This is a genomic window from Dietzia aerolata (genome assembly GCF_014144865.1).
GTDB lineage: Bacteria > Actinomycetota > Actinomycetes > Mycobacteriales > Mycobacteriaceae > Dietzia > Dietzia aerolata.
Genome location: NZ_JAALDM010000065.1, coordinates 1 through 12,234, shown reverse-complemented (window position 1 = coordinate 12,234; position 12,234 = coordinate 1). Strand labels below are relative to the sequence as shown.

Below are 12,234 nucleotides of genomic sequence, written 5' to 3'. Positions count from 1 at the left end.
GGGGGCGGGGGCTGGGGCTGGGTCCGCGTCGCGCGTTGCGCCGGGTGCGGCGGCGGGCGTGGCGCTGGCGCCGGTGTCGGTCGAGGTGCTGTCGGATGCGGGAGTGCTTCTGTGAGACCTCATGTCGACACCCAACCACGCATCAGCGGCCGTTGCAGCCGGTGCGGCCGTGGCCTGTTCCGCCCACCTGCTCCGCGCCCCACCGTCACGATGGACGCATGACCGACACCAGCGATCCCACTGCCCGGACCACACCCGCCGCCGCTGCCGAGCCCGCCGCCCTGCCGGACCTGCCCGACATCGCGATCGAACGGCACGGCGAGATCGCGATCATCCGCCTCGACAGGCCCGAGAAGCTCAACGCCCAGACCGACCAGAGCCTGCACGACCTGATCAGGGCCTTTGACGCCGTGGACGCCGATGAGTCGGTCCGCGCCGTGGTGCTCACCGGCACCGGGCGGGCGTTCTGTGCCGGCGCCGACCCCTCCGGCGGTGGCTCCACGTTCGTCTACGAGGCCGCCGACTCCGGGCAGGCCCCGCCCGACACCGGAGGCACGGTCTCATTGCGGATCTACCGCATGCGTAAGCCGGTGATCGCCGCGATCAACGGCCCCGCCGCCGGGGTCGGCGTCACCATGACTCTGCCGGCCGACGTGCGGATCGCCGCCGACAACGCCCGTTTCGGATTCGTGTTCACCCGCCGCGGCCTGGTGCCGGAGGCGTGTTCGACATGGTTCCTCCCGCGGATCGTGGGGATCTCTACCGCCGTTGAGTGGACGATGGGCGCCCGCATGGTGCCGGCGGCCGAGGCGCTCGACCGGGGACTGGTCCGCGAACTCGTTCCAACCGAGGAGGTACTGCCACGGGCGATCGCGGTGGCCCGCGAGATGACCGCCGGCACCGCGCCGGTCTCCGTGGCACTGACCCGTGCACTGATGTGGCGCATGCTCGGCGCCCCGGGCCCGGAAGAAGCGCACGCGGCGGAGTCGATCGGAATTTTCACCCGCGGCGCCTCCGCCGACGTCCGCGAGGGCGTGGAGGCGTTCCTCGCCAAGCGCGAACCGGACTTCCCCGACCGGGTGGCCGACGGACTGCCGGACCTCTTCGGGTGAACCCTGTCAGCGACGGCGGGGCGGGGGACTGCTGAAGGATTGCCGGCTCGGCGGCGCTTCCGTTCCTGCACCCGGGACGCCAGAGCGAGTCCGATTCGTCCACATGGAATCGGGCTGGCGGGTCGGGGAGGTGGACGTTGTCGTCGTCCCCGGTCGTTGATCTTGCCCCGAAAAACGTGGCGACACATCAGCGATCAGACCCTTAGAACCTACTCACAAGTAACCATCACAGTGCCTGCCGAACAGGCAATGTGGGCGCACGATGTGAACATGCGGCAAATTTGTGCTTAGACTCTTCCCACTTCGTGATCGTCACCACAGCAGTCCGGGGGGACCGTGATTCTTCGCAAGACCGCGATACGCACAGCCGCACTCGCCGCCGCCATCACCACCGCCGTCGCGGGAGGTGCACTCATCGCACCGACCACCGCCGCCCAGGGATCGTCCAACGACCCGGCGCCGGCCTTCTACCACCCGCCGGCCGACCTGCCGGACGGCTCGGGCACGTTCATCAAGTCCGAGATCTTCCCGCTGGCCGGCGCAATCCCGCCGATCCCGGGCGCCGAGCAGCTTTCGGACAACGTCGGCCCGCTGTCGACCGACGCGCAGCGCATCATGTACACCTCCGTCGGGTCGCGCGGCCAGGAGATCGCCGTCACCGGCACCTACCTCCAGCCGCGCACCCCGTGGGCCGGTCCCGGCACCCGCCCGCTCGCTGTGGTGGCCCCCGGTACCCAGGGCCAGGGCGACCACTGCGCGCCGTCCAAGACCTTCCAGAATCTCGCCAACGTGCGCACGGACCCGCCCGGCGTCGGGTTCGGCTACGAGATCATCCAGGCCTACGCGCTCCTGAACCAGGGCTACGCCGTGGCGATGACCGACTACGAGGGCTTGGGCACACCCGGTCTGCACTCGTACGTCAACCGTGAATCGCAGGCCCACGCCGTGCTCGACATCGCCCGCGCGGCCTCCCACGTGCCCGGCGCCGACGTGGGTGAGAACCCGCGCACCGTGTTCACCGGCTACTCGCAGGGCGGCGGAGCAGTGGCCGCAGCGGCCGAGATGCATCCGCAGTACGCGCCCGACGTGAACCTCGTGGGCACCGCCGCCGGCTCGCCCCCGGCCGACCTGCTGGCCACGCTCGAGCAGGCCGACGGCACCGCGATCGTCGGCGTGATCGGCTACGCGCTCAACAGCCTCAACGAGGCGTACCCCGAGTTCGGCCCGCTCATGGCGCCGCACCTCAACGAGGAGGGAATGCAGATGCTCCGGGTCACCTCGGACCAGTGCATCGGCGAGACCGCGGTGCAGTTCTTCAGGCAGACCACGCACAGGTACACCAATGACGGCGTCTCGGCCGGCCACATCGCGCGGCAGTCCCCCGAGATCATGGCGTACCTCGAGCGGCAGCGCGTGGGCACCCTCAAGCCCACCACGCCGGTGCAGATCCTGTCGCCGGTCAACGACGACGTGGTCCCCGGGCCGCAGTCCCAGCAGCTCGGTCGCGATTGGTGTGCGCAGGGCGCGACGGTGAACATGGTCATCGATCACACCCCGCCGGTCGTGCCGGGCATGGTGATCAACCACGCCGCGCCCATGATCTCCGGACTGGGCGGCACCGTGCAGTACCTGGCCGATCGCATCAATGGTGTGCCCGCGCCCAGCAACTGCGGGACGTACTGATCGGCGGCTATACCGGTTGATTGGTTAGCCGGTTCATCCGGTTCATCGGCGAGGGGCGGGGCGCGGACGGCGTCCCGCCCCTTCGGCGTTGAGGGGACGGGGCTGCGCGGCTGCGGCCGGGCCACCCCCATCTCCGCAAGCTAGTTGCGCAACCTAGTTGTACAGTTGGCGGAATGGCCCACCCTTCCGCATCACCCGGCTCTTCGACGGCGCCCTCCGACTCTTCGGCCGCGCCCGGCAGCCCCGCCGATCTCGCCGCCGAACTGCGGGAAGCATTGCGCCCCCTGTGGCGGCGCTTCAACGCCCACCGCACGCTGTCCCACGGCAAGGTGGGCATCCTCTCGCGCCTGGAGCTGCGCGGCCCCCTCGCCGCGACCGACCTCGCCGGCCTCGAGCGGATCAGCCACCAGGCCGTCGCCAACGCAGTTCGCGAGCTCACCGACCTGGGGCTGGTTTCACGGAGCCCCGACCCGGAGGATGGCCGCCGCACCCTCGTCCGGCTCACCGACGCCGGCCGGACACGTCTGCATTCCGAGCGCCAGGCAGGCCAGGGGTGGCTCGCCCACTCGATCGAGGACCACCTCGACGACGCCGAGCGCGCCACCCTCGCCGCGGCGATCCCCCTGCTCCGCCGGCTCGACGCCGAAACCGCCGACGCGGGAGCCAGCTCCGCCGAGACCGGCCACGGAACCGACCCAGGCACCGGCCCCACCGAGTCCAGCCGATGACCGAATCCGCTCCCCGCACTGCCCCGCGCTGGTTCGTCCAGGCACTGGTCTACGCGGCCCTGACCAGCTCGGTCGTGAGCTCGCTCGGCATGCTCCTCGTGCCGTCGATCGCCACGGCGTACGGCATCCCCGTCGCGGAGGCACAGTGGATGCTGACGGTGAACATGCTGGTCGGCGCCATCGCGACCCCCATCATGGGCCGCCTGGCCGACGGCCCTCACACCCGCCGCCTGCTCCTGATCAGTTTGGGCGTCATCACCGTGGGATCGATCGTCGCCACGCTCGCCCCGAACTTCACGGTCTTCCTCCTCGGCCGCGCGCTCCAGGGGCTGCTGTACGGGACGGTGCCGATCACCATCGCCCTCGCGCGGCGCCACCTCACCGGCCCCGCGTCGCAGCCAGTCATCTCCACGCTGTCGGTGACGGTGTCGATCGGGCTCGGCCTGGGCTACCCGCTCACCGGCATCCTCGCGGCCAACTTCGACCATCGCGCGGCGTTCGCCTTTGCCGCATTCTTCGTGGCCTCCGCCGCGATCGCGGTATGGCGCTTCATCCCGGCCGGCCCCGACCCGCACGCGCCACGCACCCCGTTCGACACCGTCGGCGCAGCGCTCCTCGGCGTGGGCCTGGCGGCGTTCGTGCTGTGGATCTCGGAGGCGCAGTCGTGGGGCTGGACGGCCCCGGCCACACTGGCGACGCTGGCCGTCTCCCTCATCGCGTTGGCGGTGTGGGTCCGCCACAGCATCCGCGCGGAGCATCCGCTGGTCAACCTGCGCGTCGTGCGCACGCCGGAGGTCCTACTCGCGAATCTCACCGCGATCGGCCTGGGCATGGCGATGTACATCGGCCTGTCCATCGCGAGCCTGGTAGCGCAGGCGCCCCGGGACACCGGCTTCGGCCTAGGGGTGCCGCTGCTGTGGGCGGGCTTCATGATGGCGCCGCTGTCGGTCGGAAGCCTCGCCGCGAACCGCACCGTGCGCGCACTGTCGCGACGGTGGGACATCGCGGTGTTCCTGCCGATCGGTGCGGCCGTGATGACCGCCGCGTCGGTCCTGTTGTGGCTCGACCACAACGACATCTGGTCCCTCGCCGTGGGGATGTTCCTGTTCGGCGCGGGGATCGGGTCCGGCTACGCGGCCATGCCCGCGCTGATCGCGCGCAGCGTGGCCGTGTATCAGCTGGGGAGCGCGGTGAGTTTCAACCAGGTGTTGCGCACGGTCGGCGGCGCGTTCGGCGCGGCCCTGTCGGCCGCCGTCCTGGCGGCCCACCCGTCGGATCCGGGCCTGGCCTCGGCCTATTCGACCGACGAGGGCATCACCATGGCGTTTTTCGTGAGTGTCCTGTGTTGCCTCGCCGTCACCGTGGCGCTGGGGGTACACGCCCTTATTTCACGACGACGACGACACCACCGCACCCATCACGGAGACGCCGGCCATGTCCGCGGATAGCGTTCATGCCATGCGACTGTTGAGTTGGATCCCCGTGGTGATCGTGACCCTGGCCAACCTCATCGGGTTGGCGATCGATGCGCCGGCCGTCGCCGACTGGTCGCAGGTCCTGCTCATGCCGGCGCTGACGGTGGTACTCCTCGCGATGCCACGCGAAGAGCGCGGACCCGCCTGGCCGTGGGCGCTGGGCGCGTTGGCCGGCAGCTGGGTGGGCGACTCGCTGCCGAAGATCATGCCGGAGGACGCGAAGTTCCTGGCCATGGTCAGCGGCTTCGCCGTGGCGCAGGTGCTGTGGATCGTGGCGTTCACCCGGGTTCCACGCGGCCGCCCGCCGGTGCCGTGGACGCTCCTGCTCGTGGTGATCGCGATCGCCCTCCTCGCAGTGACCGTCCCGCACGCCGGGGTGCTGGCCCCCGCCGTGGTGGTCTACGGACTGCTCCTGCTGGCGGTGGCGTATCTGGCCGCGAGCCACGGTGTCGTCGGCGCCATGGGCGGGGCGTTCTTCGTGCTGTCCGACGGGCTGATCGCGCTCGGCGCCTTCCGCCCGGAGATGGTCGACTGGCCCGAGCGCGACCTCGTCGTCATGGCCACCTACGTCGCGGCGCAGGCGCTCTTCGTCGCGGTCATCCTGCTCACCCGCCCCGGCCGGACCAGTCGAGCTAGCCGGACCGAGCAACCTGCTTAGGTATCCGCTGCGCGTGGCGTCACCAGGTGATGCGTTCCGGGCGGGCGTCGGCGAGGATCTCGTTGCGGTCCTCTGCCAGGAGGAAGCCCTCGGCGATGAGCCGGTCCGTCGCCTCCTGATACGCCTGTAGATACTGCTCCCGACCTGGAAGCTCGGCCGACGACCCGGCGTCGCCCGGCCAGCGCTCGCGCAGCACCTGTTCATGCACCTCCAGCGTGCGCCCGAGCAGCATGCACATCGGCTGGGCCTCCGGGTGGACGTCGCCCGTCAGGTGCTCGACCGGCGCGTCGGTGACCGGAGTCCGCACACCGCCCCGGCTACTGCCGAAGGTGGCTGCCAGCGAACCGCCGACAGGCTCGGTGCCCACGCGACCGGCGTCGGGGGTGGCAGTGGTGGCGTTGTCGTCGTCGTCAAATTCAATCGGCGGTGCCGCCGGTGGGCGCGCTCCCCCGCCGGCCCACGTGATCAGGTGGCGCAGCCCCGCCCGCAGCACGAACACCTGCTGGCCGGAGTTGATCTGGCCATTGCAGTCGACGAATTGCGCGAACTCGCCCAGCTGGTAGAGGTCGGCGTGCGCCTGGCCCGCGATTTCCCACGTGGTGATCCACTCCGAATCCGGCTGACGCGCGGGCAACGAGGCGATCCGCCCCACGAGGTCGCCCTCCGCCTGCACCACCAACGCCGGAACGCCCACATCCTCGCGCAGCCGCGCCGGGCCGACGTCCAGCGCGCTCTCGACCGACGCCGCCCGGCCGCGGTCGTCAAACGGCAGGAACCCGGCTCCACGGCTGTGGAGGAGGAACGCATCGAACACGCGGGACTCGGCCGGGCCGTGGAGGTGGACGCCGTTGACGTACGAGGTCAGGGCGAACGCCGACTGCGACTCCCCCACCGCGATCACCTGCCGCGGCTGCAGGTCGCCGATCGGGCCGATCGCGGGGCCCGCTGCCCCGGACACGGGCGCGACGGTCGCCGAACGCGGGTCGCGGGCGTACCGGCCGAGCTGCGTGACGATGTCGTACGCGTAGGCATCGCCCGGATGCTGCAGCGCGCCGTAGCGCCCGCGACGGGTCGCGCGCAGTCCCTGCGTCTGGCCGCCCATCCCCACCGCGGCGTCGCCACCTTCGACCGCGATGTACTGCGCCGACAGGCCGATCCACACGTGTCCCGCGCGCAGGATCTCCTCGGCGAGATACGCGAAATCCGGGGCGGCATCCTGGCCTCCACTGACGTTGAGCCACTCCACCAGGACCACCCCGCTGAACGCGGCCGGATCGACCGGGCGGCGCACCAGCACACGGGTCGCGAACGGCGCGGAATCGGCATCGGAGAGCTGGAAGCGGCCGTCCTCAGGCGTCGATTCCGCTGTGTACGACGCGGCCTCGCCCGACATAGACCACTCGGTTTCCGCGTACCCGACGGCCGCGAAGTCGATGGGCTGGCGGCCCGTCATCGGCGGGAACGACCTTTGCTCGGTGAGTTCGGTGAAGGTCGGGAATGAGGTGTCTGCCATGCAGGTGATTCTGCCCCGCGACGGCGCGCAGTGGCGTCAGTTGTTCGCAGCGGTGTCCGTTGTTCGGGGCGGCGCCCGTTGTTCGGGGCGGCCGCAGGTGGCGAGGCCGGGCCGAGCGCACGATTGCCTTCTCGCCCTTCACATGCCCTATTCGAGTTCCTCGGCCGCGGCGGACGGTGGGGTGGCTGCTGCCGTTGTCGTCGTATTCTCGCTCGTCTCCTCCGGAACCGACGTCGTGGGCGGCGCCGACGACGGCGGCGTAGAGGGTGCCGGGGTCTCCGGCGGAGTCTGGGGCGGCGACGGCTGCGGGACGTTGGTGCGCGTCGGCGGGGTGGGCGGGCGCGGCGATGGGCGCTCCGTCCCCGGCCGAATCGAGGAGTTGCCCGGGTTGCGGTCGGGGCAGTTGCCGAGGTGCCGCTCCGCCATCCACGCCGGCGCGCCCTGAGCGATGGCCTCATCGGGGCAGGTCAGCAAGTACATCGAGATGTCGTTGACCGGCTGCCAGCGGCCGTTGCGGTACGCCACCCAGTACGGGTCGCCCGAGTGGGCGCTGGCCAGGACCGCCCAGCCGTCGGCGCAGTCCACAATGCGCGAACCGGCGGCCAACTCGCCCGGAGAGGTGAGGGTCCGGAGTTCGCTGCAGCTGGCGGAGGCGCGGCGTGCGGTCGTGGTGGCGCGAGTCGAGGTGGTGGAGCGGGTGGTGTCGGAGGTGGATCGCGGGGTGCGGTCGGGCCGCGTGACCGGGGTCCGGGTGCTGGTCTGCAACGGACCCCACGAGATCGTGTCACCGAGATTGGTGCCGCTCAGGCGCAGGCCCACCACCACGGCGAGTCCGATCACCAGCACCGCGACCGTCACCACCGCCGCGGCGATGACGCCCGTGGGCGGGCCGGAGCGCGACGCCCCGGAATCCGGGGGCGTCCCGTCCTCCGGTCGCTGCGGCTCCGACCCGCTCATGACGTCAACTCATCTCATCAGAAGGTGATCCCGGCGGGCAGCGGCCCGATCGGGGTGGCGTCGCCGTCGCCGGCGAACGGATTCCACACGTATACGGTGGTGAGGTAGCCGGCGTCGGCATTGGCCTCATCGTCGGCGGGCGGCTGCTGGAAGCGCAGCGCGACGTGGAAGTCACTGTGGCCGCCGACCAGCACGCGGCCCTCGTCGGCGGGCTGCGTCGCGACCTGCTTACCGTGGTGGTACAGCAGCACCTTGGTGGGCGAGGTGACGGTGCCGCCCTCGGTCTCCAGGACGAGGTAGCCGAGGTTGCCGCACAGGTTGCTGTGCTCGCCGACGGTCCAGCCCTCATCGTCGAAGGGGCCGGGCGTCTCCTCGGCGACCTTCGCGACGTCGACCTCGCAGTCGGCAGGCGGCACGCCGAGCGAGTCGGTGTTGACCGCGTTCGCGGCGGGCGCCGCCGCGGCCATCAGGCCGACAGCGAATGCGGCGGCGGAAAGGGATCTCGTGCTTCTGGACATGACTGACGTCCTTCCGAAAAGACAGTGTTCCTTCCTAAGTCATATCCGCCCCGGCCGCTGTGGCGTTACCCACAGCGGTCGGGCAGCGCCGATCTACGGCCGTGGCAGACGAGGCGTCTTGCTCGGCTCGACCTGCAGGTTCGGCCCGTTGATCACCGGCGGGTTCGGCATGACCCGGGTGAACTCAGGTGCCGGGAGCACCGGGGAGATCGGGTTTCCGGGAGCCGGAACGAACGGCGGCCTGACCTCCGACGCCTGCGGCTGCCGCGACAGGTCCGGCATCCGCGGCACCGCCTCCATGCCCGACGGGTCGAAGGGGACATGATTCATGTTGGGAGGGGGAGGTGCATTCCCGCCCGCGGGCGGTGCGGCGGGGTCTGGCGGCGGGGCCGGGGCCCCGGGGTTGTCTGCAGGAACGTCGGCCGGCGGCCGCTGCTCACCCGCGTTCTGGACGGGCGGCTGCAGGTCGCCGGCAGGCGTGCAGTTGCTCACGTACCGGGCCGCCATCCAGGCCGGCACACCGTGCGCGAGCGCCTCATCGCAGGTCATCACATATCTCACGTCATTGTTGACCGTGGTCCAGCCGCCATCACGGTAGGTCACCCAGTACGGCTCGTTCGCGCCCTCGCGTTCCAGGACGGCCCAGCCGTCACCGCAGTCGATGACGCGGGTGACGCCCTCAGCGCCGATCAGCGCCTCTTCGCATTCTGCAGCGCGGGCGTCCGCCTGCTCACTCGTCGTCTCGCCGCCGGCCTCGGCGATGAGTTCCTCGTCGGAATCATCGCCGCCGAGGCGGAGGCCGACGAACACCGCGAGGCCCAACACCACCAGCGCCACCACCGCGATCGCACCGGCGATCAGGCCCTTCGACCCTCCCGACTTCTCCCTGCCCGCACCCGGCGGCGGCGCTCCATCCCCCGTCGGCGGTTCGCCCGCTTCAGGCGGCCTCTCTCCGTTCGGTGGTGTCGCATCCTCCGGCCGCCACGGCCCTGATATGCTCATTTCCTTCACCTCTACACATCAGAAACATCCCGGCTGAGGGTGGCCCAGCCGGCGTGGTGTCGCCCTCACCGGCGAACGAACTCCACGCGAAAGAAGTGGTGAGAGGGTCTGTGTCGGCGATGGCCTCGCCGGGGGGCAAAGGGTCTGCGAGTCGAGTCGGCACGGAAGGCGTTCACGGCGGCGGGGGCGGTGGCGGCGGGGACGGCGGGGACGGCCGCGGCACGGGGATCAGTACCGCACACAGTCGAGTGAAGGGACGTGACGGTTACGGGCATAAGTTCCGCCCCCTTCGCGATCCTCAAAAGTAGTGTGGCTTTAAGGTTCTTATCCCCTTAGAGGCGCCTTATGTTACCTGGATCACACTATTTCTCCAGATCGCCGCGGGTTCAACACCTGTGAATCAACGAAAGATCTGCTGTGACCTGCATCTCACGGAGGGCCTTCGTGCTAGGTACTGTGAGGGCAGCCGGCGGCCCGCCCCTCCCGCACCCCCGATCCGCCGCCCTGCCCGGAGGTACGCCGTGTCCGATCCCACCGCTCACGTTCTCGACCAGGTGGTGGCCCTGGAGCCCGCAGGTGAACACCGGTTCCGAGGCTCCACCCACGAGGCCTGGGCGAACATGGTGGGCCCGTTCGGCGGAGCCACGGCGGCGACGATGCTCAACGCGGTCCTGCAGCACCCCGATCGGCACGGCGATCCGCTGGCGCTGACCCTCAACTACGCGGGACCGGTCACCGACGGCGAGTTCTTCATCGAAGCCCGCCCTGTGCGCACCAACCGCTCCAACCAGCACTGGGTCCTCGAGATGCGGCAGGGCGACGAGGTGGTCACCACCGCCACCGCGCTGACGGGCCTGCGCCGGGAGACGTGGTCGGAGACCGAGACCGGCCCGCCGGAGGTCCCGGCGCCGGAGGACGTGCCGCGCGCATCGGAGGATCGCGGGGTGCGCTGGATCGGGAACTACGACATGCGGTTCGTCACCGGTGGGTGGGACGACGTCGCGGGAGATGACGGGACGACGACGTCGACCACGACCATGTGGATCCGCGACTCGCCGGAACGCGGTCTCGACCACCTCTCCCTGACGGCCCTGGGTGATTCGTTCTTCCCGCGCTCGTTCCTGCGGCTCGGTCGGCCGGTGCCCGCGGGGACGGTGACGCTGTCGATCTACTTCATGGCCACTGCGGACGAGCTCGAGGCGCAGGGCACGGATTTCGTGCTGGGGAGCGTCCACGCGCACCGCTTCCACGGCAGTTATCACGACGAGTCGGCACGGTTGTGGTCCCGCGACGGCACACTGCTCGCCGTGAGCAACCAGTTGATGTACTTCAAGTCCTGATTTTTACGCCTGTAGAGGGGCAGCACATGTCGACGACTCGCAACAACACCACCCACGAAGTCCTCAACCAGGCTCCGCCGCGGGTCGGGGTGGACGAGTTCGCCCTCAACCCGGCGCTGCAGGAGGCGCTGGCCGCGTTTGCGCCGAGCGCGAAGTCCGAGTGGTTCCACGAGATCGGTCGACACGTGGGCACGGAGCAGTACCAGCATGATGCGGAGCTGGCCAACAGCATTACCCCGGTGCATCACTCGCACGACCGCTGGGGCAACCGCGCGGACGAGATCGAGTTCCACCCCGCCTACCACCGGATCATGGAGTACTCGGTGTCCAAGGGGCTTCACACGTCTGCGTGGGCGGATCCCGGGCTCGGCGCGAACGTCGAGCGGGCGGCCGGGTTCATGCTGGTCTCGCAGATCGAGGCCGGGCACGGCTGCCCGCTGTCGATGACGCACGCGGTGGTGCCGTCGCTGCGGATGAGTCCTGAGCTCGCCGCGGAGTGGGAGCCCGCGCTGCTGTCGACGGTGTATGACCCCGAGCTGCGCGATCCCGCCACCAAGTCGGGCGTGCTGTTCGGGATGGCCATGACCGAGAAGCAGGGCGGCTCGGACGTGCGCGCCAACACCACCACTGCCGAGCCCGTGACCGCGGAGTCCTCCGCCGCGACCGCCGGCTCCGGCATGTACGCGCTGCGCGGCCACAAGTGGTTCTGCTCCGCACCGCAGTCGGACGCGTTCCTCGTACTCGCGCAGGCCCCGGAGGGGCTGAGCTGCTTCCTCGTCCCGCGCGTCCTGCCCGGGGGCGAGCGCAATCCGTTCCTGGTGCAGCGCCTTAAGGACAAGCTCGGCAACAAGTCCAACGCCTCCTCGGAGGTCGAGTTCGACGGCACGCTGGGCTGGATGGTCGGCGAGCCCGGCCGCGGGGTGCGCACGATCATCGAGATGGTCGGCCGCACCCGCCTGGACTGCGTACTCGGCGCGGCCGCCGGCATGCGCCAGGGTGTGGCCGAGGCGGCGTGGCACGCCCGTCACCGCGCGGCCTTCGGCGCGACCCTGATCGATCAGCCGGCGATGGCCGCGGTGATCGCCGACCTGCAGCTCGAGTCCGAGGCCGCGACCTGGACCGCACTTCGCCTGGCCGCCGCCCACGACGACGAGGACGCCGCCCCCTTCCGCCGCCTCGCCACCGCCGTGGCCAAGTACTGGATCTGCAAGCGCGGGCCGAACCATGCCTACGAGTCGCTCGAGTGCC

Annotated in this window: 11 protein-coding genes; 7 read left to right on the top strand and 4 right to left on the bottom strand. The window is 70.5% G+C overall.

Going from position 1 to position 12,234, the window contains the following annotated elements; translation table 11 throughout:
- Positions 1-218 precede the first annotated feature (218 nt).
- From G6016_RS04895 to G6016_RS04875, 5 genes are all read left to right on the top strand, one after another.
- Entirely contained in the window at positions 219-1,112 is an 894-nt protein-coding gene (locus G6016_RS04895; protein ID WP_182631577.1) for an enoyl-CoA hydratase-related protein, read from the top strand.
- A 336-nt stretch (positions 1,113-1,448) separates the two neighbouring features.
- The gene (locus G6016_RS04890) at positions 1,449-2,795 is read left to right on the top strand and encodes a lipase family protein (protein ID WP_182631576.1); all 1,347 of its coding nucleotides are present in this window, start codon (positions 1,449-1,451) and stop codon (positions 2,793-2,795) included.
- Between the two features lie 173 nt (positions 2,796-2,968).
- Positions 2,969-3,523 carry a MarR family winged helix-turn-helix transcriptional regulator gene (locus tag G6016_RS04885; RefSeq protein WP_182631575.1) on the top strand — a complete coding sequence of 185 codons (555 nt, stop codon included), beginning with the start codon at positions 2,969-2,971 and terminating at the stop codon, positions 3,521-3,523.
- The gene (locus G6016_RS04880) at positions 3,520-4,971 is read left to right on the top strand and encodes an MFS transporter (RefSeq protein WP_182631574.1); all 1,452 of its coding nucleotides are present in this window, start codon (positions 3,520-3,522) and stop codon (positions 4,969-4,971) included. The genes G6016_RS04885 and G6016_RS04880 overlap by 4 nt, the downstream gene beginning before the upstream one ends.
- A gap of 10 nt (positions 4,972-4,981) precedes the next feature.
- Positions 4,982-5,656, top strand: a complete 675-nt coding sequence (locus G6016_RS04875) for a lysoplasmalogenase family protein (protein ID WP_182631573.1) — start codon at positions 4,982-4,984, stop codon at positions 5,654-5,656.
- A 19-nt stretch (positions 5,657-5,675) separates the two neighbouring features.
- Here G6016_RS04875 and G6016_RS04870 read toward each other — a convergent pair whose 3' ends face one another.
- The 4 genes from G6016_RS04870 to G6016_RS04855 form a co-directional block, all read right to left on the bottom strand.
- Positions 5,676-7,169, bottom strand: a complete 1,494-nt coding sequence (locus G6016_RS04870) for an alpha/beta hydrolase domain-containing protein (RefSeq protein ID WP_241729769.1) — start codon at positions 7,167-7,169, stop codon at positions 5,676-5,678.
- Between the two features lie 147 nt (positions 7,170-7,316).
- Positions 7,317-8,126 (bottom strand): hypothetical protein, encoded by an 810-nt coding sequence (locus tag G6016_RS04865; protein ID WP_182631572.1) that lies wholly within the window; start codon positions 8,124-8,126, stop codon positions 7,317-7,319.
- 17 nt (positions 8,127-8,143) lie between these two features.
- Positions 8,144-8,644: an LppP/LprE family lipoprotein gene (locus G6016_RS04860; RefSeq protein ID WP_182631571.1), complete on the bottom strand. Its 501-nt coding sequence runs from the start codon at positions 8,642-8,644 to the stop codon at positions 8,144-8,146.
- Between the two features lie 93 nt (positions 8,645-8,737).
- Positions 8,738-9,646 carry a hypothetical protein gene (locus G6016_RS04855; RefSeq protein WP_182631570.1) on the bottom strand — a complete coding sequence of 303 codons (909 nt, stop codon included), beginning with the start codon at positions 9,644-9,646 and terminating at the stop codon, positions 8,738-8,740.
- 521 nt (positions 9,647-10,167) lie between these two features.
- Between G6016_RS04855 and G6016_RS04850 the strand changes: the two genes are divergently transcribed.
- The gene (locus G6016_RS04850) at positions 10,168-10,986 is read left to right on the top strand and encodes an acyl-CoA thioesterase domain-containing protein (protein ID WP_182631569.1); all 819 of its coding nucleotides are present in this window, start codon (positions 10,168-10,170) and stop codon (positions 10,984-10,986) included.
- A gap of 26 nt (positions 10,987-11,012) precedes the next feature.
- Positions 11,013-12,234, top strand: a 1,222-nt coding sequence (locus tag G6016_RS04845) for an acyl-CoA dehydrogenase family protein (protein ID WP_182631568.1), incomplete at its 3' end; no start/stop codon positions are given.

Coding starts and splice junctions, on each gene's coding strand:
- G6016_RS04895 (WP_182631577.1), top strand. CDS start 219: ATGACCGACACCAGCGATCCCACTGCCCGGACCACACCCGCCGCCGCT.
- G6016_RS04885 (WP_182631575.1), top strand. CDS start 2,969: ATGGCCCACCCTTCCGCATCACCCGGCTCTTCGACGGCGCCCTCCGAC.
- G6016_RS04880 (WP_182631574.1), top strand. CDS start 3,520: ATGACCGAATCCGCTCCCCGCACTGCCCCGCGCTGGTTCGTCCAGGCA.
- G6016_RS04875 (WP_182631573.1), top strand. CDS start 4,982: ATGCGACTGTTGAGTTGGATCCCCGTGGTGATCGTGACCCTGGCCAAC.
- G6016_RS04870 (WP_241729769.1), bottom strand. CDS start 7,169: ATGGCAGACACCTCATTCCCGACCTTCACCGAACTCACCGAGCAAAGG.
- G6016_RS04865 (WP_182631572.1), bottom strand. CDS start 8,126: ATGAGCGGGTCGGAGCCGCAGCGACCGGAGGACGGGACGCCCCCGGAT.
- G6016_RS04860 (WP_182631571.1), bottom strand. CDS start 8,644: ATGTCCAGAAGCACGAGATCCCTTTCCGCCGCCGCATTCGCTGTCGGC.
- G6016_RS04855 (WP_182631570.1), bottom strand. CDS start 9,646: ATGAGCATATCAGGGCCGTGGCGGCCGGAGGATGCGACACCACCGAAC.